Here is a 24,182-nt window from a genome sequence, read left to right on the forward strand (position 1 = left end):
GACGCTAGCTTACGCCGTTTGCGTCAGCTTCGCCTTGAGTAATTCGAATTCCTTCTCGAAATCCATCGTCTTGCGCTGGGTGCTCATGGCCATCAATGAATGCGATCCGCCGGCTTGCGGACGGATCCAGACCCACAGGCGGCGCTCGCGGATGTACAGCATCGAGAACACACCCAGCACCAGGAACAGGCAGCCCAGGTAGACCACTTTCTTGCCCGGCGAACGCGTGACCTGGAACACCGAGGCCTTGATCTCGTCGAAACCGCTCAGCTTGAGGTACACCGGCGCATGGTAGAAGCCGGCGTCGGCCATCGCGTTGATCGCCAGTTGCAGGAAGCGCGCATGCGTCTCGTCGGTGCCCATGGCTTTCAGGCCGGCCTTCTCGCGCGCAACCTGCCACAACTCCCACATGCTGCCGTTGAGGATCTTCATGAAGATGTCGGCGGCCTTTTCCTGCTCGGCGGCGGGGATCTTCTCGATGAAGCGCGAGACCGCGATATAGCCCGACTCCTTGCCGTCGCCGGCGAAAATGCTCAGGCCGCGCAAGGCCGATTGCTGCACCTGGTCACGCAGTTGCCGGGCATTGGCGTCGTCGCCTTTCATGGCCTGGCGCGCGTAGCGTGCGGCGGCTTCGGCGCGCAAGGCCGGATTGGCCAGCGCGGCGCGCAGGCGCATCCACTCGTCGACGCTGTCTTCATCATCGGCCGGAATGCGCAGGTAGCGGAATGGCTCGTCCGGCATGTCGCGTACGCCCGCCAGGAAGACATAAGCGCCGTCGACCTGCACCGGCTGCATGTAGTTCAGGAACTCGCGCGCCTGGCCGGTCTTGTCGCGCAATTTGTATTGCACGCTCGGGCCGACGTTCTTGAGGTCCTTGCTGTTGGCGTTCTTGGCGCCCGAACCGAGGTGCTTGTCGAGGCCGTCGGCGAACGACTTGTTCACACTCTTGTTGACGCTGCGGACATCGCCACTGTTAGCGCTGTTGCCGCCATTGCCGTTGTTGTTCATGTTTTCCACGTTGAAGGGACGGAAGCCGCTCCACTCCACCGTGTATTCATTGTCCTTGGCCGCCGACAACGGCGTGCTGCCGTTGACTTCACCGGCGATCTCGAAGCGCTTGTCGTCGGCGCCGGTCATGGCGTGGCCGGTCAGGCGCAGCTTGCTGCCGCCGTCCTCGAAGCTCGACTGGTAGACCGCGATGCCGTTGTAGATCAGCGGCTCATTGACCTTGATGGTGGCGGCAAAATCCTTGCCGGTGGCGTTGTCGCGCACGATCACGTCGCTCGCGAACAGCTTTGGCATGCCGGTCGAGTAGTAGTCAATGACGAAGCGCTTCAATTGGATCGTGAACGGCAGGTCCTGGATCATCACGCCGTTCTGCTGCGGGATGATGGCGGTGCTGCTGCTGGCGCCTTCGGGGATCAGCGTGTTGCCGCGAAAGGTCGGATTGCCCAGGCCCAGCCGATGCTCGGCCGGGATCTGCGAAATCACGCCGTTGCCGGCAAATGGCGTCTTGCCGTAGAACCATTGCTGGAAGCGGATCGGCAGGTCGGAGTCGAGCAGCCCGCCCAGGCAGATGATGACGATGGCGGAGTGGGCGAAGATGTAACCCAGTTTGTTGGCCGCGCCCTTCTTGGCGGCGATCAATGTGGCGCCGTCCTTTTCCAGCAGCTTGACCTTGTAGCCGTTGGCGCCGATGCGCTGCACCAGTTGCTGCGCCATCCCGGCCACCGGCGTGGCGGCAGTCCATTCGGCCTTGTGGTGGAAATTGCGCAGTGATTGCTCGCGCACGTTTTCACGCCAGCTGCTGATGTCCCTGAGCATCTTGGGACCGTTGCGCGCGATGCACAGCGAGGTCGACAGCACCAGGAAACCCATGATCAGCAGGAACCACCAGGCCGAATACACGGCGTACAGGCCGAGCTTGCCGAACACCTCGAACCAGAACGGCCCGAACTGGTTGACGTAGTTCGGCATCGGCTGGTTCTGCTGCAGCACGGTGCCGATGATGGAGGCGACGGCGATCAGCGTCAGCAGGCTGATGGCAAAGCGCATGGAGGAAAACAGCTCGACGACTTCGGCGACCCAGCGTTGGCGGGTCTTCAATTGGATGCCTGCGGTACTGCCTGTCATAAGTGCTACCTTTATCGATGCCCGATGCTGCTTGTTTTGCTGCTTGCGGTGCAGTTCTCAGCGGCTGCCTCGCCTGCCGCGTTGAGTTGGCCTGGCAGGGCGAAAATGCAAAAAGGGGCGGCTTCGCAGCCACCCCCTCCAGTTTGTTGCTACCTGTATTTTTTACATCTGATTCTTTACTTCAGGCCGGCGATGTAGTCTGCCACAGCCTTGATTTCCTTGTCCGACAAGCGGTCCGCGATAGTGGTCATTTGCGGGCTGTTGCTGCGCGTGCCGCCGCGGAAAGCCGTCAGTTCGGTCACCGTGTAATCCTGATGCTGGCCTGCCAGACGCGGATACTGTGCAGGGATGCCGGCGCCGTTCGGGCTGTGGCAACCGGCGCAGGCCGGAACGTTCTTGGAGGCGATGCCGCCGCGCCAGATCTGCTTGCCGAGTTCAAGGGTGTCCTTGCTCTTGGCGGCACCCGGCTTCGGGGCCTGGGCGTTGAGGTAGGCAGCGATGTTCTTCACGTCTTCATCCGACAAGGCCTTGGCCAGCGGCGACATGATGGGATTGCTGCGGCCGGCGGTGCGGAAATCGGTCAATTGCTTGACGATGTAGGCGGTATGCTGGCCGGCCAGGCGCGGATTGGCGGTAATGGTCGAATTACCCGCGGCGCCATGACAGGAAACGCAGGCGGTGATGTTGCGCGCCGCGTCGCCGTTGGTATAGAGCGCTTCGCCTTTGGCCGGATCAACCTTGGCGACGGGCTCGGTTTTTTTTTCTTCGGCTGCAAATGCTGCGGAAGAAACCGCCAGCATTGCAATGAACAAGGATTTCAACAACGGCGAAAAGGCACGATTCATTCAAACACCCTGAGACTTGATTGTGATAATAAATTGCCAGGTTGGCGACGCGATTCCTCTTTCCCTACTTTTCAGCACGCTTGAAAATGCACATCCGAAAAGTGTTTCCCCTGGTGCAACACAACAAGAGACAACCCCTTATTGTACAATAGCTTTTCGGCATTTTTGCCCACTTTCAATGCATTTTCCTCCTACTATGTCCCAACTTTGGCAAGCCCGCTTCTTCACCACGGTGAATCATCTCCGTGATTTGCCAAATACCAAGGTACCGGAGATCGCCTTTGCCGGTCGCTCCAATGCCGGCAAATCCACGGCCATCAACGTACTGTGCAATCAAAAAAAGTTGGCATTTGCATCAAAAACGCCAGGACGCACACAGCATATCAACTATTTCTCGATCGGCGGCGCGCATGTGGCGCAGCATCGCAAAGATGAGACAAAAGTGGATGAAATCCGCGCCCTGCTGGTCGATTTGCCCGGTTACGGTTATGCCCAGGTGTCCGGCTCGGCCAAGCTGCACTGGCAGGAACTGCTGGGCGACTACGTGCGCCGCCGCGACCAGCTCGCTGCGTTGGTGATGATCGTCGACTCGCGCCGGCCTTTTACCGACCTCGATATCCAGATGGTGGAATGGTTTGCGCCCACCGGCAAGCCGCTGCATTGCATCCTCAGCAAAGCCGACAAGCTCAACCGCAACGATGCGACCAATGCATTGCGCCAGGCGCATACCTTCCTGTCCAGCTACGTCGATGCGAAGGGCGAGCCGTTTCCGTTCACGGCGCAATTGTTTTCCGCGCTCAAGCGTACCGGCCTCGAGGAGGCCAACGACAAGATTCTGGAACTGGCGGGATTGTCGAATGACGAAGATACCGAATGGGATGCATCAAATGCGCCCGACGACATCGGCAATGAAGAGAATTGACAGTAAATTAATACCGCAATAATGCCGCAAATAAAAATGCCCTGGAAGGGGGAAACCGTTCCAGGGCAAACGCCTATCGTTTGCACGATGAGCCCCGCTCAGGGAGGGAAGGGGAAGCGGGAGGCAACATACATTGCCTATGCGTCAGAACCCCTCCCGGGAGAAAAGTTTCAGAGGACGAATCGATTTTTTAATTATCGTCTTTTGACTATTTTTTAATTGAAATTGTTGAAATTTGTCCGCAGTTAAAAGGCCGGCAACATCGCGGCGAAAAGCTTGGCCGATGCCGCCAACCTGTTCGTCACGGTGAATTGCAGCCTTCCTGCGGTTTAGCGAGCACCTACCACCATGTCATTGACCTCCACCTCCGCCCAATTCCCCGCCATCCGCATGCGCCGCATGCGCAAGGACGCATTTTCGCGCGCCATGATGCAGGAAAACGTCATCACGCCCGCCGACCTGATCTATCCGGTCTTCATCCAGGAAGGCCAGAACCTGCGTACACCGGTCGGCTCCCTGCCGGGTGTCGAGCGCCTGTCGATCGACCAGTTGCTGCATGTGGCTGAGGACACGGTCGCGCTCGGCATTCCGGTGCTGGCGCTGTTCCCGGTCATCGACGTTGCGCTGAAGACGCCCGACGGCATCGAAGCCATCAATCCCGACGGCCTGGTGCCGCGCGCGGTGGCGGCGCTCAAGCAACGTTTTCCCGAACTCGGCATCCTCACCGATGTCGCGCTCGATCCGTACACCAGCCACGGCCAGGACGGCGTGATGGACGACAACGGCTACGTGCTCAACGACGAAACCACCGCACTGCTGGTGCGCCAGGCCTTGGCGCAAGCGCAGGCCGGCGTCGATATTGTGGCGCCGTCGGACATGATGGACGGCCGTATCGGCGCGGTGCGCGAGGCGCTGGAAGCGGAGAAATTCATCTATACCCGCATCATGGCCTACTCGGCCAAATACGCCTCGGCCTTCTACGGCCCGTTCCGCGACGCGGTCGGCTCCGCCGCCAACCTCGGCAAGGGCAGCAAGAGCACCTACCAGATGGATCCGGCCAACAGCGACGAAGCCTTGCGCGAAGTGGCGCTGGACCTGCAGGAAGGCGCCGACATGGTCATGGTCAAACCCGGCATGCCGTATCTGGACATCGTGCGTCGCGTGAAAGACGAATTCAAGGTGCCGACTTTCGCCTATCAGGTCAGCGGCGAATACGCGATGATCAAGGCAGCAGCGCAAAACGGCTGGCTCGATCACGACAAGGCCATGATGGAAGCGATGATGGCCTTCAAGCGCGCCGGCGCCGACGGCGTGCTGACGTATTTCGCACGCGACATCGCGCGCTATCTGAAGAAATAAATCTGAAATAATCATCTCGCCGGCGTCGCCTTCAGCGCGACGCCGCGCCATCCTTCCTCTGGATTTTCGACGCGCCGACGCGCTTAGTTGAAATCCGGATATGCAAGCTCTGAATTGGTATTTTTACAAAACCGCCGGACTCTTTATAGTCTGCGAAACACGGAATCCGTTCGGGCTCCGATTCTTTTGGCGCGCGCGTTTTCAGTTAGCCGGTGCGCCGTCGCTCAACAATAAAACGGGGTCGGGAAATGACATCGCATACTCTCTTCAAGAAGCTCGCCGCCGCCGCGGCACTCATCGTCACCACACTCGGTGCAAACCTCGCGCATGCCGAAGACGTCCCGCAGGAAGTCCGCTTCGCCTGGGCCGGCGGACCGCGTGTCTGGATCCTCGGCAAGATCGACAAGTCCTTCGACAAATCCTTCGGCGCACCGGTGAAATGGATTCCATTCGCCACCGGCGCCGACGTGCTGTCGCTGTTCGCCGCCAAGGAAATCGACATTGCCCGCTTCGGCTCCAGCCCGGCCGTCGCCGGCATCGCGCGCAAGCTGCCGATTGAAATCATCAGCGTGCCCGAAGTCATCGCCACCAGCGAACGCCTGATCGGCCGCAAGAGCAAGAACATCAATTCGATCAAGGACATCGAAGGCAAGACCGTCGCCTATCCGCCGAACTCGACCGCGCAATATGCGCTCGAGCTGGCCATCAAGGTCAACCGTCTCGACAAATCCAAAATCCGCCTGGTGCCGCTGAAGCCGGCCGACCAGGTCGCCGCATGGAAGCGCGGCGACATCGACGCGGCCTATGTCTGGGGTCCGTTCACGCAACAGTTCGAAGCTGACGGCGGTCATGAAATCTTCGTTACCAAGCAGCTGCAAAAAGACGGTTATCTGGTCTACAACAACTTCGTCGTGCGCAAGGAATTTGCCGAGAAGTACCCGCAGTTGGTCGTGAAATTCCTGCGCACCTACCAGGAAAAAGTCGACCAATACAAGAAGGATCCCGACGGTTCCGCGCAACTGATCGCCAAGCATCTCGACATTCCGTTTGAAACCGCACGCAGTGTGCTGACCGGCCTGGAATATCCTTCCAGCACCGAGCAGCTGACCCCGGCCTACCTCGGCAACGGCGCCGCCACGCCGACCTCGGGCATCGCCAAGGCCGCCAAGGACACCGCCAACTTCCTCGTGGAAATCGGCGACCTGCGCAAGAGCGACGTACCGGAATCGTTTGCACCGGCCATCAACATCAGCTACCTGAAACAGGCCGTCGCCAAGTAATGCCCATGCACCACGCACCACATCAATCAGCCGGAGCACGCACATGACGGCGCAGGCAAGCCGCAATACCGGCCTCGGCATGGGTCCGGCCAAACGCGCCGCCGTCAGCACCGCCGCAGTGGCGCTGGTGCTGGGCGTGTGGCAACTGTCCGGCAGCCTGCACTGGATCGATCCGCTGCTGCTGCCGCCGCCAAGCGAAATCTTCCAGACCACGGGTGACATCCTGGCCGACGGTTATCGCCAGGTATCGCTGTGGCAGCACATCCTCGTGAGCGTGCTGCGCGCGACGGTGGCGTTCGTCGCCGCCATCGCCGCCGGCATTCCGCTGGGGCTGGCGATGGGCTTGTCGCAACCGGTCAGCGCGGTGCTGGAACCGTTCGTGCAATTCCTGCGGCCGTTGCCGAAGATCGCGCTGATCCCCTTGACGGTGGTGTGGTTCGGCATCGGCGAAGGCTCCAAGTTTTTCCTGATCTTCATCTCCTGCTTCCTCAGCGTGGTGGTCAGCGCCGCTGCAGCGGCAGTCGGCGTCAACAAGAACCGCCTGCGCGCAGCGCAGACGCTGGGCGCCAACCGCTACCAGCTGTTCACGCGCGTGGTGTTGCCGAATGCCCTGCCGGAAATTTTCACCGGCGTGCGCCTGTCGATCGGTATCGGCTGGACTTCGCTGATCGCCGCCGAAATGGTGGCCGCCAACTCCGGTCTCGGCTGGATGGTAATCAACGCCGGCACCTACCTGCGCACCGACGTGGTGATGCTCGGCATCCTGTTGCTGGGCATCATCGGCTATCTGTTCGACCTCGCGCTGGTGCTGTTGCAGCGCGCCTTTGTGCCTTGGGCGGGACGCGATTCATGAGCAAACTATGAACCAGATTGCACAACTGCCCGCCCGTGTGCGGCTGGCCGGCATCAGCAAGAGTTTCACCTCCGGCAAGCAGGCGGCCACGCCGGTGTTGTCGGACATTTCGCTGGAGCTGGAACAAGGTGAACTGGTCTGCCTGCTCGGTCCGTCCGGTTGCGGCAAATCGACCATTCTCAACCTGATCGCCGGCTTCGAACAAGCCGATCAAGGCGCCATCCTGCTCGACGGCGTCGCGGTCAACAAACCCGGTCCGGAACGCGGCGTGGTATTCCAGCAGCCGACACTATTCCCGTGGCTGTCGGTGCTCGACAACGTCACCTTCGGTCCGCGCATGGCCGGCATCAAGAAGTCCGTCTATCTGCCCGAGGCCGAGCGCTATCTGCGCCTGGTGGGCCTGCAGGATTTCCAGCATCACATGCCGTGGCAATTGTCGGGCGGCATGCGTCAACGCGCTGCACTGGCGCGCGCCTGGCTGCCCAATCCGGAAATCCTGCTGATGGATGAACCGTTCGGCGCGCTCGACGCACAGACGCGACTCATGATGCAAGAGCTGCTGACCAGCGTCTGGCAGACTACCGGCACCACCATCCTGTTCATCACGCACGACGTCGACGAAGCTCTGTTCCTGGCCGATCGCGTGCTGGTGATGTCGGCGCGCCCGGGCCGCATCTGCGCGGAATTCAAACTGCCCTTCCCGCGCCCGCGCGATGTCGAATTGCTGGTGGCCGACACCGGCTACGGCGCGCTCAAGCAAAAGATCCTGCACATCGTGCGTGAGGAAGCGCGCAAGAGCATGGCCGGCACCGGCGCGGCGGCAGCGCAAACAACCTGAACGACGCATAAAAAAAGCGCACCCCGACGTGAGTCGAGATGCGCTGAAATGCATCGGCTTGCGCCGACTTCTGCTCAGAAAAGTTACTACTTCAAATCTGTTCTTACTGTCTTTGCTCTGTCTTTTCTATCCCTGCAATCACTTCCACAGCGAGCACTTCGACTCGGCCTTGGTCATGTACGCCTGGTCGCCGGGGATGGTCTGCACCAGCTTGTAGTAGTCCCATGGACGCTTGGATTCGGACGGTTTTTTCACTTCCATCAGGTACATGTCATGCACCATGCGGCCATCCGGACGGACCACGCCGTTGGAGGTGAAGAAGTCGTTGATCTTGTTCTTGCGCAGGTAATCCATGACCTTGTCGGCGTCGGTGCTGCCAACGGCCTTGACTGCCTTCAGATACTGGCCCACCGCCGATGCATCGCCGGCCTGGAACATGGTCGGCATCTTCTTCATCTTGCCGAAGTAGCGATTGCCCCATGCGCGCGCCTGGTCGTTCATGTCCCAGTACCAGCCGTCGGTCAGGTACATGCCTTGCGTGACTTGCAGGCCCAGCGAATGCGTGTCGGTGATGAAGATCAGCAGACCGGCCAGCTTCATCGTCTTGTTCACGCCGAATTCATTGGCCGCCTTGATGGCGTTGATGACGTCGCCGCCCGCTACCGCCAGACCCAGGATCTGCGCCTTGGAGGATTGCGCCTGTAGCAGGAAGGACGAGAAGTCCGATGTCGCCAGCGGTGCGCGGACCTGGCCGACGACGGTGCCGCCACCGGCCTTCACGACGTCGCTGGTGTCTTTTTCAAGCGAGGTGCCGAATGCGTAATCGGCGGTGACGAAGTACCACGACTTGCCGCCTTGCTTGGTGATCGCTGCGCCGGTGCCGCGCGCCAATGCCGTTGTGTCGTAGGCGTACTGGACGGTGTAGGCATTGCATTCTTCATTGGTTTGGCGCGTGGTGCCGGCGCCGACCGAGATGAAGACCTTTTTCTTTTCGCCGGCCACTTTGCCCATGGCCAGGCTGGCTGCCGAGTTCACGCCGCCGACCAGCATGTCGACGCCGTCGCGGTCAAACCATTCGCGCGCCTTGTTGGCGGCGATGTCGGCCTTGTTCTGGTGATCGGCAAAAACGAACTCGACCTTCTTGCCGTTGATGGTGCCGCCTGCATCGGCGATCGCCATCTTGATCGCTTCGATGCCGCCCTGGCCGTCCATGTCGGCATAGGTGCCGGACAGATCGGTGATGAAGCCGATCTTGATGGTGTCGCCGGCTGCGTTGGCATTGCCGCTGAATGCTGCGCACATCGCGGCGGACAATGCCGCCATTTTCAGAAATTTTTTCAAACCCGTCTCCTCTGTTGTTATGGTCCTGCCGCGACGCGCAACCTGGAATTGCGCGCCGCCTCCCTGTTCAAATCAAATTGTCATGCAGTACGCGGATCGTTCACCACGGCCTTGGTCGGCTCCCCATCGACCAGACGCAGCAGGCCGAGCGGATTGCTGTTTTGCAGTGCAGCCGGCAACAACTCGTCCGGATAGTTCTGATAGCAGATCGGACGCAGGAAGCGATCAATCGCCAGCGTGCCCACCGAGGTGCCGCGCGCGTCGGACGTGGCCGGATACGGGCCGCCGTGGACCATCGCATCGCTGACTTCGACGCCGGTCGGGAAGCCGTTGACCAGCAGGCGGCCGGCCTTTTGTTCCAGCAGCGCGATCAGGTCCTGGTGAGCGCGCAGGTCTTCCGGCTGCGCCTGCAAGGTCGCGGTCAATTGACCTTGCATGTTGCGGGCGAAATCGATCAGTTGTTCGCGGCTTTCCAGCTCGACGATCACGGTCGCAGGGCCGAAGACTTCTTCTTCCAGCGGCGCTTCCTTGGTGAACAGCACCGAAGCTTCCGCCTTGAACAGATGCGGCACAGCCTGGGTTGCGCTGCTGCCGCCGGCGGCAAGAACCACCACGCCGGGGACTTTGCTCAAGCGTTCCACACCGCCGCCGTAGGTCTTGAGACCGGCGCTGTTGAGCATGGTCTGAGGCGATTGTGCAAGCGTCGCTTCGCGCAGCTGCTCGATGAACCTGGTCAGTTCCGGCGAACGCACGCCGAGCACCAGGCCCGGGCTGGTGCATAACTGGCCGACGCCGACCACGACCGAACCGATCAGGTCGCGGGCGATTGCTTCACCGCGTGTCGCCAAAGCTTGCGGCAGCACGATGATCGGATTGATGCTCGACATTTCGGCGAACACCGGGATCGGTTGCGGACGCGCCGCCGCCATGTCGCACAGTGCACGACCGCCGCGCAGCGAACCGGTGAAACCGACCGCCTGAATGCCGGCGCTCTTGACCAGTTGCGCGCCGACGCGATCGCCGTAGATCATGTTGAAAGTGCCGGCCGGCACACCGCTGCGCTTGACTGCGCGCTCAATCGCGTCGGCCACCAGTTCGGAGGTGATCAGATGCCCGCTGTGGGCCTTGAACACGACCGGGCAACCGGCTGCCAGCGCCGCAGCGGTATCGCCACCGGCCACCGAGAACGCCAACGGGAAATTGCTGGCGCCGAACACGGCCACCGGACCGACGCCGATGCGGTATTGGCGCAGATCGGGACGTGGCAGCGGCTGGCGTTGCGGCAAAGCGGTATCAATGCGGGCGCCGTAGAAATCGCCCCGGCGCAGGACCTTGGCGAACAGGCGCATCTGATTGCTGGTGCGGCTGCGCTCGCCTTGCAGGCGACCTGCAGGCAAGGCGGTTTCACGCGAGACTTCCGCGATGAAGTCATCGCCGAGGGCGTCGATTTCTTCCGCGATGGCGTCGAGGAATTTGGCGCGCGCTTCGGCCGGCAAAGCGCGGTAAGCCGGATAAGCCGCGCTGGCGGCGTCGACCGCAGCGCTGACTTCAGCTTCCGTTGCGGTCAGGAATGGGACGGCATGCGCTTCGCCGGTCGCCGCTGCGATGCTGAGCAACTTGACGTCGCCTTCGCCGCTGCGTCCGCCGCCAATATAGTTATGTCCGAGCAGTGTCATTTTTATCGTTCTCCAGTTACATCGATTGGGTGAGCATACGAGCGTAGTCGTCTTCCGACGCCACGCGCGGATTGGTTTTGTGGCTGTGGTCAGCCAGCGCGCCCTTGATGATCTTCGGATACATGTCTTCGGTCACGCCGAGTTCGGCCAGGCCGGTCGGCAAGCCGAGGCGTCGGCTCATATCCTTGATCGCAGGGCCGATGTCGGCTTCGTTCGCCAGCCCCATGGCGTGCGCGATGCGCGCCAGTTTCTTTTCCTTGATGACCGATTCCGAATCCTTGTTGAACTCGATGATGGCCGGCAGGAAGATGGCGTTCAGGGTGCCGTGGTGCAGGCGCGGATTGATGCCGCCCAGCGAATGGCTCAGGCTGTGCACGCAGCCGAGGCCCTTCTGGAACGCCATGGCGCCTTGCATCGAGGCGCTCATCATGTTCAGGCGCGCTTCGCGGTCGTGCGGTTCTTTGGTGGCGCGTTCGATATGCGCCCAGGCACGCCACAAGCCGTCCAGCGCAATGCCGTCGGCCGGCGGGTTGAAGGACGGCGCCATGAAGGTTTCCAGGCAGTGGGCGATGGCGTCCATGCCGGTGGCGGCGGTCATCATCGCCGGCAGATTCAGTGTCAGCTCGGGGTCGCAGATCGCCAGGCGCGGCACCAGATACGGCGACAACACGCCGACCTTGCGGCCGTCGTCGAGGATCAGGATGGCGCCGCGACCGACTTCGCTGCCGGTGCCGGCGGTAGTCGGGATGGCGATCACGGGCGCGGTCTTGGCGGTGATGTTGGCGAGGCCGCCTTCGATCAGCGCAAACGATTTGAGCGTGCCTTCGTGCGTACCGCAGACGGCCACGCCCTTGGCCAGGTCGATCGAGGAACCGCCGCCGACGGCGATGATGCCGTCACAGGCGCTGTCGCGGAACAGCTTGACCGCAGCGCGTACGGCGGCTTCATTTGGATTCGGCGGCGTCTGGTCAAACACGGCGACTTGGGCGCCGTCTTTCAGCTGGGCCACGACTTTGTCGAGGATGCCGGCATTGCGGATGCCCATGTCGGTGACGATCAGCGGCTTGCGGATGCCGATGCGGTCGCATTCCTGCTGCAGCAGCGCGAGTGCGCCGAAATCGAACTGGACTTGGGTAATGTAGTTAATCAATGCCATCGTACATAGCCTTAAAGTTATAGATATACTTGCAGCGTGTTGCGAAGCCGGCGGCTTCCGAACCACGGCGCATCAGGCGATTTCCCTGTGCGAATCAAGCTTTAGAGGCAAAACTGTATGCCAATCGGCAGGCTTTGCCTAATGAGAACTGCTGATACAGCTATAACCTATACTCATACACAAATCATTCCCATGATGCAAGAAATCCCCTCGCTGAGCTCCATCACTTCCCGTTTGCATCTGAAGCAGTTGCGCCTGCTGATTGCACTGGCCGACCACGGCTCGCTGCTGAAGGCGGCGGAGCAGGTCGCGCTGACGCAGCCGGGCGCCAGCAAGGCCTTGCAGGAGATCGAAACCACCTTGGGCGCGCAACTGTTCGTGCGCACCAACCGCGGCCTCGAGGCGACCGACCTCGGCCATTGCGTAATTCGCTATGCGCGCCTGATCCAGACCGACCTGGCGCATTTGCGCGAAGACATGATCGGCATCCTGCAGGGCCACGGCGGCCGGCTGGCGCTGGGGGTGATCATGGGGGCGGTGCCGCTGCTGACCGATGCGCTGACGCGACTGCTGGAAAAGCGCCCGGCGCTGTCGGTGGAAATCGTCGAGGATACCAGCGCGCGGCTGCTGCGCCTGCTCGACCAGGGCCGGCTGGACATGGCGATCTGCCGCACCAGCATCAGCCAGCAGCCGCACCTGTACGACAGCATCGACATCCACAACGAGAAATTGGCGGTGGTGGCCAACATCAACCATCCGCTGGCGGGACGCGAAACACTGCAGCTGACCGATCTGGCCGATTCACGCTGGGTGGTGTATTCGGCCAACATGCCGATGCGGCTGTTGCTGGAGCGCGAATTCCATGAAGCCAACCTGCGCTTCCCGCTGCACTTGCTGGAAACCACCTCAGCCTTCACCACCTTGTCTTTATTGCAAAGAAATCCATCCTTCGTGGCGCTGATGTCGGTCGACGTGGCGCAGTTCTGCACGCGCTTCGGCATGACCACGATCCTGCCGCTGCCGCTGCATTCGCGCAGCGAGCCGTATCAATTGGTCACGCGCCACGGCAGCATGCGCTCGTCGGTGGCGCAGTTGTTCATCGACGAATTCACCGAGACGCCGAAGGAAGAGGCGTAAAAAAAGCGCTCCGTTGCGGGAGCGCTTTTTGATATTCCGAACCGGCTTACTTGTTCGGCTGCGGCGTGATGCGCAGGTAAGGACGCGGCGAGGTGTAACCCTTCGGATACTTTTGCTTGATCACTTCTTCATCCTTGACCGACAACGGGATGATGACGTCGTCGCCGTCTTTCCAGTTGCCTGGCGTGGCCACGGTGTAGCCGTCGGTCAGTTGCAGCGCATCCAGCACGCGCAGCACTTCGTCGAAGTTGCGGCCGGTGCTCATCGGGTAAGTGATGATCAGGCGTACTTTCTTCTTCGGATCGATGATGAACAGCGAACGCACGGTCGCGGTTTCGGACTGGTTCGGATGGATCATGTCGTACAGGCCGGCGACTTTCTTGTCGACGTCTGCGACGATAGGGAAACCGACCACGGTCTTCTGCGTGTCTTCGATGTCCTTGATCCATTTGGTGTGCGCTTCGGCGCCGTCGACCGACAGGGCGATGGCCTTGACGTTGCGCTTGTCGAACTCAGGTTTCAGCTTGGCGGTCAGGCCCAGCTCGGTGGTGCAGACCGGCGTGAAGTCGGCCGGATGCGAAAACAGGACCACCCAGGAGTCGCCTGCCCATTCGTGGAACTTGATTTTGCCGATGGAGGAATCTTGCTCGAAATCCGGCGCGGTGTCGCCCAAACGCAGTGTCATGTCAGTCTCCTTGGTAACGAAATTCAGGACGTCTACTATAACGTCCGGGTCATCGCAATCCAACAACTATTAACGAGTATTCAAATAACGCCGGGCTATGAAAACTTGCCGGCGGCGACAGGTTTCAGGGCGTCAACACTTGCAGACTTTGCAAGAACTGCTCCGCGTTCTGGTAGCCGATCACGCGTTTGCCCGCCAGCTCGCGGCCCTGGCCGTCGAACAGGATGATGCCGGGCGGCCCGAACAGCTGGAAGCGCTTGAGCATGGCCTTGTCGTCGGCGTTGTTGGCGGTGACGTCGATCTGCAGCAGGACCATGCGGGCGAATTTTTCACGCACGCGCGGGTCGGTGAAGGTGAATTTTTCCATCTCCTTGCAGGACACGCACCAGTCGGCGTAGAAGTCGAGCAGGGCCGGCTTGCCGCCGGTCTGCGCGAGTGCGGCGTCGAGTTCGGCAACCGAACGCACGCGCACGAAATCGGTGTGCGCCGCCGGTTTGCCGCCGCCCAGATGCGACAACGGCGCCAAGGGATCGCGGCCGCCGGTGGCGACGCTGACCAGTTGCAATACGCCCAGCGCGGCGAACGCCAGGCCGCAGGCGCGCGCGGCCCAATGGCCCGGCTTGCTCCACAATAAGTAGGCGCCGTAGGCGATGCCCAGCGCCGCCCAGCCGGCGACGAAGGCCCAGGCCGGAATCACGGGCGACACCATCCACAAGGCGGTGGCCAGCATCAGTACGCCGAAGAAACGCTTGACCGATTCCATCCAGCCGCCGGCGCGCGGCAGCAGAGCGCCTGCGGACGCGCCGATGACCAGCAGCGGCACGCCCATGCCGAGCGCCATCGCGAACAGGGCGCTGCCGCCCAGCACGACGTCGCGCGTCTGGCTGATGTAGAGCAGCGCGCCGGCCAGCGGCGCGGCGACGCAGGGACCGACGATCAGCGCCGAGATCGCGCCCATGGCGAATACCCCTGCCAACTTGCCGCCGCCCTGCCCGGAGACCTCGGTCAGTTTCGATTGCCATGCCGCCGGCACCTGCAGTTGATAGTAGTCGAACATCGACAGCGACAGGCCGACCATCAGCAGCGCGAACGCCGACAGCACCCAGGGATTCTGCAGCGCCGCCGACAGGCCTTCGCCGATCAGGCCGGCGGCGATGCCCAGCGCGGTATACACCAGCGCCATGCCGAGCACATAGACGGCCGAGAGCAGCAAGCCGCGGCCGCGCTTGGCCTGCGCGCCTTCGCCGACGATGATGGACGACAGGATCGGCACCATCGGCAGCACGCAGGGCGTGAACGAAAGGCCGACGCCGAGCAGGAAGAACAGCGACAGCACGGTCAGCAGCTTGCCGCTCTTGAGCACCGCGCTGATCCTGTCCATGTCGGAGCCGCTTCCCGCCATGCCGATGGAGGCGGCGTTGCCGGATGCATCCGCCGGTCCGACCACCTTGCCCACGGCGCTCGTCGACATCTCCGCAGCGGTATCCATCGGCGGATAGCACAGGCCCTTGTCGGCGCAACCTTGCGCGGTCGCGATCAGTTTGAATGTGTCGCCGGAGGCGCCCGCCTCAACCGGGATGCGGATGCTGACGCTGTTGCGATAGGTTTCGACTTCCTTCTGGAAATTCTCGTCGTACTTGACCTTGCCATGCGGAAAATCAGGTTGACCCAGGGTGGCGCCGTCGGCCTTGAAATGGAAACGGTCGCGGTACATGTAATAGCCGTCGGCGATTGCGTAGGTGATCTGCAGCGTGCGCGCGTCAACCATCACGGCGGAAAAACGGAAGGCCGCTTCCGGCGCGAGATACTCTTCCGCTGATGCGCTTGCAGGCGTCAGCGAGATCGCCAACACGGCGGCCAGCAATAATTTGATCAAAAAGCCGCCACGTCCGGCGGCCAGCAAGCGCTTAAACATGCAATTCTTTCCCGGTTTCTGCAACGATCCAATTCAGGTAGGCGGGCAAGCCGGCGGCAATCGGCAAGGCGATGATTTCCGGCACGTCGTAAGGATGCGCGGCGACGATCGCCGCTTCGAGTTCGGCATAGCGCGCCTGTGTGCTCTTGATCACCAAGCTTACTTCGCTGGCGTGCTCGACGGCGCCCTGCCACCGATATATCGACTGTACCGCAGGCATGATATTCACGCAGGCCGCCAGGCGGCGTTCCACCAGCGTGTGCGCCAGCGATTTCGCCAGTTCGGCGTCGGGCACGTTGGTCAATACGACCAGCACTTGTTCCATGACATCTCTCCCGTTTGCGTCAGACATTCAGAAGCGTCGCCGCGTGAAGATCACCGCGACATAGAATCCCGCGCAGCAATAAAAAGCCAGCACCGCCAGATCCAGCAGCGGCGCCTGCGGCCAGCCGCCCAGCACGAGCGGACGCACCAGGTTCACGGCGGCGCTCAGCGGCAGGAATTGCGACACCGTTTGCAGCCATGACGGCAACTGCGCAACCGGATAATACACGCCCGACAGGAAGGTCATCGGCGTGAGGATCAGCGTGAAATAGTAGGTGAAGAAATCATAGCCCTTGGCGAGCGCATTCATGATCAGCCCGAGTGCGCTGAAAGTCATGCCGGCCAGGAACAGCACCGGCAGCACCAGCAACACTTGCGGGTGCAGGCCGATGCCGAGCGCGAACATCACGCACAGGATGGCGACGCCGCTGAACAAGGACTTGGTGGCGGCCCACAGCAGCTCGGCGAGGACGATGTCGTCGAGCGCCAGCGGCGCATTCATCAGCGCGTCCCAGGTGCGTTGCACACTCATGCGCGAGTAGGCAGAATACAGCGCCTCGAACGACGAGGCCATCATCACCGACATGCAGATCGAACCCGAAGCGAGATAGTGAATGTAGGGAATGCCGTCGATTTCCTTGAGGATGCTGCCGAGGCCGTAGCCGAAGGCGATCAGGGTGATCAGCGGCTCGGCGATGTTGCCGATGATGCTGGCCGCCATGAGCTTTTTCCAGACCAGGAAATTGCGGCGCCAGATCGGATAGAAGCGCAGCGAAAATACCGGCGGTGCGTAGATTGTCGTCATGTGATTTTAATCGCGCATTTCGCGGCCTGTGAGTTTGAGGAAGAGATCTTCGAGGTTGGCCGGGCGGTGCATGTAACGCACGCCTGGGACGTGCTTCAAGGTGGCCAGCAGCGCCTGTGCGTCATTGGTGTAGCAGAACACCGTCTCGCCGCTGTATTCAACGCGCGAGGCATGGCTGCGGCCGTGCTGCTCGGCCCAGGATCTGGCATTTTCGCCGTAGATCTCGAGCACCTCCGCTTCGATGTGCTGCGCGATCAGATCCGGCGGCGAGCCTTCGGCGATCATCTTGCCGTGATCGATCACCGCCAGGCGATCGCACAGGCGTTCCGCCTCATCCATGAAGTGGGTGGTCAGCAAGATCGTCTTGCCGCGCGCCAGCAAGTTCTTGAGGCGCTCCCAGATCATGTGGCGTGCCTGCGGATCGAGACCGGTGGTCGGCTCGTCCATGAAGATCAGGTCGGGATCGTTGACCAGGGCGCGCGCCAGCGTCAGGCGCCGCTTCATGCCGCCGGACAATTCGGCGATACGCGCATCCTTCTTTGCCGTCAGGTTGGCGAACTCGAGCAACTCGGGAATGCGCTGCGCCATCGTCGCGTCAGCGATGCCGAAGTAGCGCGCGAACACCAGCAAATTCTCCTGCACGGTGAAGTCGGGATCGAGGTTGTCGGCCTGTGGCACCACGCCGACGCGCATGCGTGCGGCGCGCGCCTGGTCCGGGATGGCCTGGCCGCCGAGCCGGATCTCGCCGCTGTCGGGGGTGGCCAGCCCGAGGCACAGACGCAGCGTGGTGGTCTTGCCGGCGCCGTTGGGGCCGAGCAGGCCGTAGCACTCGCCGGGACGCAGAGCGAAGCTCAGGTCGTTGATGATGGCGACGCGTTGCGCGCCGGCGCCGAATGCCTTGTGCAGCTTGCTGACCGACAGTATCGATGGCTCCGTCATATCATCCCTGGCGCCGCGCGGGCGCTCCGTTGTTGTTGGCTTGTTTGCCGGTTTTGTAACGCCGGGCATGTCGCCGATGCGCCTGCGACAGCTGATCGATCCGCGCGAATTGAAACTTGCAACCGGCGGCAAGCGGTTCGACCGTATTTGCGCATGCTTGTTGCAATCCGGCCGGTCAAGTTTGACAGATCAGACCGCTCAGTATTGCAATGTCCGAAATGCAAAAAGCCAGGCATGGCCTGGCTTTTTTCTTCCATCGTGCTTGACGCGATGTCAGCATGCAGCAGCGTGATTACTCGACGCTTGGCGCTTCTTCCGAGACGTCCGGACGATCAACCAGTTCAACGAAAGCCATAGGAGCATTGTCGCCGACGCGGAAGCCCATTTTCAGGATGCGCAGGTAGCCGCCGTTACGTGCTGCGTAACGTGGGCCCAGTTCGGAGAACAGCTTGCCGACGATTTCGCGGTCGCGCAGACGGGAGAATGCCAGGCGCTTGTTGGCCAGTGTATCGGTCTTGCCCAGAGTCAGGATAGGCTCGACGACGCGGCGCAGTTCCTTGGCTTTTGGCAGAGTTGTCTTGATGGCTTCGTGGCGCAGCAGGGATACTGTCATGTTGCGCAGCATTGCCAGGCGGTGCGAGGAAGTACGATTCAGTTTACGGAGACCGTGACGGTGACGCATGATATTTCCTTTCAGATTACAGTTTTAATCCAGTTCTTCTATCGGCAGTGTCTGGCTGCCGCGGACCGGTATCGATTGGGTTAGTGCCTGTCGCCAGGACTTGGTGCTTCTGTTGCCTTGCTTTGCTTTGCATGGTGAGCGATTTTTCAAACGCTCACCATCATTGCAAAATTACTTTTCCAGGCCGGCTGGCGGCCAGTTTTCCAGCTTCATGCCCAGGGTCAGACCGCGGGATGCCAGAACTTCCTTGATTTCGTTCAGGGACTTGCGGCCCAGGTTCGGCGTCTTCAGCAGTTCATTCTCGCTACGTTGGATCAGATCGCCAATGTAGTAGATGTTTTCGGCCTTCAGGCAGTTTGCCGAACGGACAGTCAGTTCCAGGTCGTCGACCGGACGCAGCAGGATAGGATCGACTTGCGGTGCGCGCGATGGAGCTTCGGCAGTCGCTTCGGTGCCTTCCAGGGCGGCGAACACATTCAGTTGATCGACCAGGACGCGGGCCGACTGGCGGATCGCTTCTTCCGGTGTGATCACACCGTTGGTTTCGATGTTGATGACCAGCTTGTCCAGATCGGTACGTTGTTCCACGCGAGCCGATTCGACAGCGTAGGAAACACGGCGCACTGGCGAGAACGAAGCGTCCAGGATGATGCGGCCGATGGTCTTGTTGGCATCTTCGGACAGACGGCGAACGTTGCCCGGCACATAGCCGCGACCCTTTTCGACCTTGATCTGCATGTCCAGCTTGCCGCCTGCGGTCAGGTTGGCGATCACGTGATCCGGATTGATCAGCTCGACATCGTGCGGCAGATCGATATCCGATGCCAGAACAACGCCTTCGCCTTCTTTCTTCAGGGTCAGTGTGACTTCGTCGCGGTTATGCAACTTGAACACGACGCCCTTCAGGTTCAACAGGATGTCAACGACGTCTTCCTGCACGCCGTCGAGGGAAGAATACTCATGTACGACGCCGGCGATGGTGACTTCGGTCGGGGCGTAACCGATCATCGACGACAGCAGAACGCGGCGCAGCGCGTTGCCCAGGGTGTGGCCATAGCCACGCTCGAACGGCTCCATCACGACCTTCGCGTGACCGGCGCCCAGTGCTTCAACTTCGATGATACGTGGCTTCAACAAACTATTTTGCATGAAATGTCCTCTTCAATACCCTCGGTTCGTTACACCGATAAGGCTGATGGCATGTCGGAAAAATGCCCACCAAGAAGGTGGGCACAGGAAAAACTCAGGATACGGATTAACGCGAATACAGTTCGACGATCAGCGATTCGTTGACGTCGTTGGCGATTTCGTTACGGTCCGGGGAAGTCTTGTAAGTGCCTTCCAGCTTCTTGGCATCGACGGAAACCCACGATGGGAAACCGGATTGCTCAGCCAGCGACAGGGCTTCGGCGATACGCACTTGCTTCTTGGCCTTTTCACGGACGGCGACGACGTCGCCGGCCTTGACCTGATACGACGCGATGTTCACGACGATACCGTTGACGGTCAGCGCCTTGTGCGAAACCAGTTGACGCGCTTCAGCACGGGTCGAACCGAAACCCATACGATAAACGACGTTGTCCAGACGGGCTTCCAGCAGCTTCAGCAGCGTTTCGCCGGTGTTGCCCTTGCGGCGGTCGGCTTCTGCGAAGTAGCGGCGGAATTGACGCTCAAGCACGCCGTAGATACGCTTGACCTTTTGCTTTTCGCGCAATTGGTTGCCGTAGTCCGAAGTGCGAGCACCGGAAGTGCGACCGTGTTGACCTGGCTTGGAATCCAGTTTGCACTTGGAATCCAGCGAGCGGCGTGCGCTCTTCAGGAACAGGTCGGTGCCTTCACGGCGGGAAAGTTTTGCTTTAGGTCCGATATAACGTGCCACGGTATTTCCTTTAATTGAATGACGTCCCAAGGCCGTCGCCGGCCTGAACGCTAGTTTGATCTGCCTGCTATCAAACAGTGGGCTTAAGAACAAAACCCGCCAAGGTCATTGGCGGGTGATTTCCAACGCTTTCGCATGTTCTGCGAAAGCGCAAGATTATACTACAGATTAGATACGACGACGCTTTGGTGGGCGGCAGCCGTTGTGCGGGACCGGAGTCACGTCCTGGATCTGGGTAATCTTGATGCCCAGGTTGTTCAGTGCGCGCACAGCCGATTCACGGCCTGGGCCCGGGCCCTTGATACGCACTTCCAGATTCTTGATGCCGCATTCGATTGCAACCTTGCCGGCAGCTTCAGCAGCAACCTGGGCAGCAAACGGAGTCGATTTACGCGAACCCTTGAAACCGGCACCACCCGAAGTCGCCCAAGACAAAGCATTACCTTGGCGATCCGTGATCGTGATGATGGTATTGTTGAACGAAGCGTGAACGTGAGCGATACCTTCTGCAACGTTCTTCTTAACTTTCTTGCGCACGCGTGCTGCTGCGGCGTTATTTGGGCTCTTTGCCATAATTATTTCCTTGAATCCGGTAATCGACTAGCGGGTGCCGGGATTATTTCTTCAACGATTGTGCGGCTTTACGTGGACCCTTGCGAGTACGCGCATTAGTGCGGGTACGTTGGCCACGGCAAGGCAAGCCCTTGCGGTGACGCATACCACGGTAGCAGCCCAGGTCCATCAAACGCTTGATGTTCATCGACAGTTCGCGACGCAGGTCACCCTCGACGACGAATTTTGCAATTTCGTCACGGAGCTTTTCCAGTTCGTTATCGTCCAGATCCTTGACCTTTTTATTGGTCGGGACACCGGTGGCGACGCAAATATCTTGCGCGCGTGGACGGCCAATACCGTAGATGGCTGTCAAGCCGATTACAGTGTGCTGATGGTTGGGGATGTTGACCCCTGCAATACGTGCCATGCGTTATTCCTCGATCAATAACGTTAAATTAACCTTGGCGCTGTTTATGACGCGGTTCTGTGCAGATAACACGAACTACGCCTTTGCGCTTGATGATTTTGCAGTTGCGGCAGATCCGCTTGACTGATGCGAGCACTTTCATTGTGGCCCTCTTTCTTTCGATACTAGGTTCGTTTCACACTACTTGGTACGGAACACGATACGTGCCCGGCTCAAATCATAAGGAGTCAGTTCCACCGTGACCTTATCTCCCGGAAGGATGCGAATATAGTTCATCCGCATTTTCCCGGAAATATGGCCGAGTACAACATGTCCGTTTTCCAACTTAACTCTGAATGTCGCATTAGGCAGATTCTCCAGAATCTCGCCTTGCATCTGAATAACGTCGTCTTTTGCCATTCGATCGTCTGTTCCTTTGGGCGCTACCCTTCACCTATCGTGAAGTCATACCGCCCTTGAAATTTGCCTTGCGAAGCAACGATTCATACTGCTGAGACATTACATAATTCTGGACCTGCGCCATGAAATCCATGGTGACGACCACAATAATCAGAAGAGAGGTTCCACCGAAGTAGAAAGGCACCTTCCAACGTGCGATCAAAAATTCAGGCAACAAGCAAACCAATGTGATGTACACCGCACCGGCCAACGTCAAGCGCATCAAGATCTTGTCGATGTAACGGGCTGTCTGGTCGCCAGGACGAATACCAGGAACAAACGCACCGCTCTTTTTCAGGTTATCTGCAGTTTCTTTGCTGTTGAAAACCAACGCAGTGTAGAAAAAACAGAAGAAAACAATTGCAATCGCATACAGCAGCGCATGAATCGGTTCGCCCGGCGCCATCGATGCAGCCAAATCCTTCAGGAAACGAATGAAAGGATTCGATGTATCGCCGGAAGTGAACCAGCTCGTGATCGTTGCCGGGAACAAGATGATCGACGAAGCGAAAATGGGAGGAATCACGCCAGCCATGTTCAGCTTCAGCGGCAAATGACTGCTTTGCCCGCCGTAGATCTTGTTGCCGACCTGACGCTTCGCATAGTTCACCAGGATCTTGCGTTGGCCGCGCTCAATGAACACCACCAGGAACGTCACCAGCGCCACAATCACGCAAATCAGGATCGCCGACAATGCGCTCATCGAACCTGTACGAACCAGTTCAAACAAGCCGCCCAATGCATTCGGCAAACCAGCTGCGATACCGGCGAAGATAATGATCGAAATGCCATTACCCAAACCGCGCTCTGTAATCTGCTCGCCCAGCCACATCAGGAACATCGTACCGGTCACCAGCGTCACGACCGTCGTCAGGCGGAACGCCAGACCCGGATCCAACACAAGACCAGCTTGCGATTCCAGTGCAACGGCAATACCCAGCGCCTGAAACGTTGCCAGCACCAGGGTGCCGTAGCGGGTGTACTGGGTAATCTTGCGACGCCCTGCTTCACCTTCTTTTTTCAACGCTTCGAGCTGCGGCGATACCACCGACAGCAACTGCATGATGATCGACGCCGAAATGTACGGCATGATCCCAAGAGCGAAAATTGTGAAACGCGACAGGGCGCCGCCGGAGAACATGTTGAACATGCCCAAGATGCCGCCCTGGTTTTGTTTGAACAATTGCGCCAACTGCGTCGGGTCAATTCCTGGAACAGGAATGTGAGCACCGATGCGATATACAACTAATGCCGCCAGCAAAAACCACAAACGGTTCCAGGGGAATCCTTTTGCAGCGCCTTTAGCAAGTTGAGGTGTAGTCGCCAATTAATGCTCCGCGTCAAACGTCAGATTAAGCTACCGAACCGCCGGCAGCTTCGATAGCTGCTTTTGCGCCCTTGGTAGCAATCAGACCTTTGACTGTTACTTTCTTGGTCAGCTCACCCGACAGGATGATGCGGACGACCTTGGCCAGTTCGCCGATGACACCGGCTTGCTTCAGCGCCAGGATATCGATTTCAGTGACCGGCAGGCTTTCCAGATCGGACAAACGGACTTCAGCCTTGTACGGCGCTGCCAGCGACTTGAAACCGCGCTTTGGCAGACGACGTTGCAGAGGCATCTGACCGCCTTCGAAACCGACTTTATGGAAGCCGCCCGAACGCGATTTTTGACCCTTGTGACCACGACCGGCAGTCTTGCCCAAGCCAGAACCGATACCACGACCGACGCGACGCTTGTAGTGCTTGGCGCCATCTGCGGGTTGGATTGTGTTTAATTCCATGATTTGCTCCGTTCGCAAGCCCAGGGCTTACGAAACCACTTTCACAAGATAGGACACTTTGTTGATCATGCCGCGAACCGATGGAGTGTCTTGCAATTCGGAGACCGAATTAACGCGACGCAGTCCCAGACCGCGCACTGTTGCACGGTGGTCTTGGCGAGTACCGATCAGACCTTTGACCAGTTGTACTTTGATTGTGTTTGCCATCT

At 59.8% G+C, this 24,182-nt stretch carries 26 protein-coding genes; 6 read left to right on the plus strand and 20 right to left on the minus strand.

All coding sequences use genetic code 11. The features are described from left to right. Positions 1-9 precede the first annotated feature (9 nt). The gene (locus tag DXT88_RS22040; RefSeq protein WP_265216048.1) at positions 10-2,133 is read right to left on the minus strand and encodes a cytochrome c biogenesis protein ResB; all 2,124 of its coding nucleotides are present in this window, start codon (positions 2,131-2,133) and stop codon (positions 10-12) included. A gap of 176 nt (positions 2,134-2,309) precedes the next feature. Next, a complete protein-coding gene (locus DXT88_RS22045; protein ID WP_265216049.1) occupies positions 2,310-2,978 on the minus strand; it encodes a c-type cytochrome in 669 nt (222 codons plus the stop codon). Between the two features lie 196 nt (positions 2,979-3,174). On the opposite strand from DXT88_RS22045, the gene yihA reads away from it, so the two are divergent. The 5 genes from yihA to DXT88_RS22070 all read left to right on the plus strand — a co-directional run bounded on the left by yihA (position 3,175) and on the right by DXT88_RS22070 (position 8,230). Then, a complete protein-coding gene (gene yihA / locus DXT88_RS22050) occupies positions 3,175-3,900 on the plus strand; it encodes a ribosome biogenesis GTP-binding protein YihA/YsxC (protein WP_016836003.1) in 726 nt (241 codons plus the stop codon). Positions 3,901-4,248: 348 nt separating this feature from the next. Continuing rightward, complete coding sequence (gene hemB / locus DXT88_RS22055; protein ID WP_265216050.1) at positions 4,249-5,259, plus strand: porphobilinogen synthase; 1,011 nt, start codon at positions 4,249-4,251, stop codon at positions 5,257-5,259. A gap of 248 nt (positions 5,260-5,507) precedes the next feature. Further along, positions 5,508-6,539, plus strand: a complete 1,032-nt coding sequence (locus tag DXT88_RS22060) for a taurine ABC transporter substrate-binding protein (RefSeq protein ID WP_265216051.1) — start codon at positions 5,508-5,510, stop codon at positions 6,537-6,539. A 43-nt stretch (positions 6,540-6,582) separates the two neighbouring features. After that, complete coding sequence (locus tag DXT88_RS22065) at positions 6,583-7,392, plus strand: ABC transporter permease (protein ID WP_016836006.1); 810 nt, start codon at positions 6,583-6,585, stop codon at positions 7,390-7,392. Positions 7,393-7,399: 7 nt separating this feature from the next. Next, positions 7,400-8,230 carry an ABC transporter ATP-binding protein gene (locus DXT88_RS22070; protein ID WP_265216052.1) on the plus strand — a complete coding sequence of 277 codons (831 nt, stop codon included), beginning with the start codon at positions 7,400-7,402 and terminating at the stop codon, positions 8,228-8,230. A gap of 138 nt (positions 8,231-8,368) precedes the next feature. On the opposite strand, the gene DXT88_RS22075 is transcribed toward DXT88_RS22070, so the two are convergent. From DXT88_RS22075 to DXT88_RS22085, 3 genes are all read right to left on the minus strand, one after another. Beyond that, positions 8,369-9,553 (minus strand): ABC transporter substrate-binding protein, encoded by a 1,185-nt coding sequence (locus DXT88_RS22075; protein WP_016836008.1) that lies wholly within the window; start codon positions 9,551-9,553, stop codon positions 8,369-8,371. Positions 9,554-9,651: 98 nt separating this feature from the next. Then, on the minus strand, positions 9,652-11,247 hold the full coding sequence (locus DXT88_RS22080) for an aldehyde dehydrogenase (NADP(+)) (protein ID WP_265216053.1): 1,596 nt from the start codon (positions 11,245-11,247) through the stop codon (positions 9,652-9,654). 16 nt (positions 11,248-11,263) lie between these two features. Further along, positions 11,264-12,403 (minus strand): iron-containing alcohol dehydrogenase, encoded by a 1,140-nt coding sequence (locus tag DXT88_RS22085; RefSeq protein WP_265216055.1) that lies wholly within the window; start codon positions 12,401-12,403, stop codon positions 11,264-11,266. Positions 12,404-12,595: 192 nt separating this feature from the next. On the opposite strand from DXT88_RS22085, the gene DXT88_RS22090 reads away from it, so the two are divergent. Next, positions 12,596-13,540 (plus strand): LysR family transcriptional regulator, encoded by a 945-nt coding sequence (locus tag DXT88_RS22090; protein ID WP_265216056.1) that lies wholly within the window; start codon positions 12,596-12,598, stop codon positions 13,538-13,540. 46 nt (positions 13,541-13,586) lie between these two features. Here DXT88_RS22090 and DXT88_RS22095 read toward each other — a convergent pair whose 3' ends face one another. The 15 genes from DXT88_RS22095 to rpmD form a co-directional block, all read right to left on the minus strand. After that, positions 13,587-14,225: a peroxiredoxin gene (locus DXT88_RS22095; RefSeq protein WP_116436339.1), complete on the minus strand. Its 639-nt coding sequence runs from the start codon at positions 14,223-14,225 to the stop codon at positions 13,587-13,589. Between the two features lie 124 nt (positions 14,226-14,349). Further along, positions 14,350-16,140, minus strand: a complete 1,791-nt coding sequence (gene dsbD, locus DXT88_RS22100; protein WP_265216059.1) for a protein-disulfide reductase DsbD — start codon at positions 16,138-16,140, stop codon at positions 14,350-14,352. After that, positions 16,133-16,465, minus strand: coding sequence for a divalent-cation tolerance protein CutA (cutA, locus tag DXT88_RS22105; protein ID WP_016836014.1), 333 nt, complete (start codon positions 16,463-16,465; stop codon positions 16,133-16,135). The genes dsbD and cutA overlap by 8 nt, the downstream gene beginning before the upstream one ends. A 27-nt stretch (positions 16,466-16,492) precedes the next feature. Continuing rightward, positions 16,493-17,269, minus strand: coding sequence for an ABC transporter permease (locus DXT88_RS22110; RefSeq protein WP_265216060.1), 777 nt, complete (start codon positions 17,267-17,269; stop codon positions 16,493-16,495). Between the two features lie 6 nt (positions 17,270-17,275). Beyond that, positions 17,276-18,208, minus strand: a complete 933-nt coding sequence (locus DXT88_RS22115) for an ATP-binding cassette domain-containing protein (RefSeq protein ID WP_265216061.1) — start codon at positions 18,206-18,208, stop codon at positions 17,276-17,278. 292 nt (positions 18,209-18,500) lie between these two features. Further along, complete coding sequence (gene rplQ, locus DXT88_RS22120) at positions 18,501-18,890, minus strand: 50S ribosomal protein L17 (protein ID WP_007875352.1); 390 nt, start codon at positions 18,888-18,890, stop codon at positions 18,501-18,503. Between the two features lie 171 nt (positions 18,891-19,061). Continuing rightward, entirely contained in the window at positions 19,062-20,039 is a 978-nt protein-coding gene (locus DXT88_RS22125; protein ID WP_007875351.1) for a DNA-directed RNA polymerase subunit alpha, read from the minus strand. A gap of 106 nt (positions 20,040-20,145) precedes the next feature. Next, positions 20,146-20,769, minus strand: a complete 624-nt coding sequence (rpsD, locus tag DXT88_RS22130) for a 30S ribosomal protein S4 (RefSeq protein ID WP_016836019.1) — start codon at positions 20,767-20,769, stop codon at positions 20,146-20,148. Positions 20,770-20,937: 168 nt separating this feature from the next. Continuing rightward, positions 20,938-21,342, minus strand: a complete 405-nt coding sequence (gene rpsK, locus DXT88_RS22135) for a 30S ribosomal protein S11 (protein WP_016836020.1) — start codon at positions 21,340-21,342, stop codon at positions 20,938-20,940. 43 nt (positions 21,343-21,385) lie between these two features. Continuing rightward, positions 21,386-21,751: a 30S ribosomal protein S13 gene (rpsM, locus tag DXT88_RS22140; RefSeq protein WP_016836021.1), complete on the minus strand. Its 366-nt coding sequence runs from the start codon at positions 21,749-21,751 to the stop codon at positions 21,386-21,388. Between the two features lie 28 nt (positions 21,752-21,779). Then, entirely contained in the window at positions 21,780-21,893 is a 114-nt protein-coding gene (rpmJ, locus tag DXT88_RS22145; protein WP_014004415.1) for a 50S ribosomal protein L36, read from the minus strand. 38 nt (positions 21,894-21,931) lie between these two features. Next, complete coding sequence (gene infA / locus DXT88_RS22150; RefSeq protein WP_005663428.1) at positions 21,932-22,150, minus strand: translation initiation factor IF-1; 219 nt, start codon at positions 22,148-22,150, stop codon at positions 21,932-21,934. A gap of 34 nt (positions 22,151-22,184) precedes the next feature. Further along, on the minus strand, positions 22,185-23,516 hold the full coding sequence (gene secY, locus DXT88_RS22155; RefSeq protein ID WP_029363882.1) for a preprotein translocase subunit SecY: 1,332 nt from the start codon (positions 23,514-23,516) through the stop codon (positions 22,185-22,187). 25 nt (positions 23,517-23,541) lie between these two features. Further along, a complete protein-coding gene (gene rplO, locus DXT88_RS22160) occupies positions 23,542-23,973 on the minus strand; it encodes a 50S ribosomal protein L15 (RefSeq protein ID WP_029363883.1) in 432 nt (143 codons plus the stop codon). Between the two features lie 27 nt (positions 23,974-24,000). Further along, complete coding sequence (rpmD, locus tag DXT88_RS22165; protein ID WP_007875342.1) at positions 24,001-24,180, minus strand: 50S ribosomal protein L30; 180 nt, start codon at positions 24,178-24,180, stop codon at positions 24,001-24,003. Positions 24,181-24,182: the final 2 nt, after the last annotated feature.

The organism is Herbaspirillum lusitanum (assembly GCF_026127345.1).
GTDB classification, from domain to species: domain Bacteria; phylum Pseudomonadota; class Gammaproteobacteria; order Burkholderiales; family Burkholderiaceae_D; genus Herbaspirillum; species Herbaspirillum lusitanum.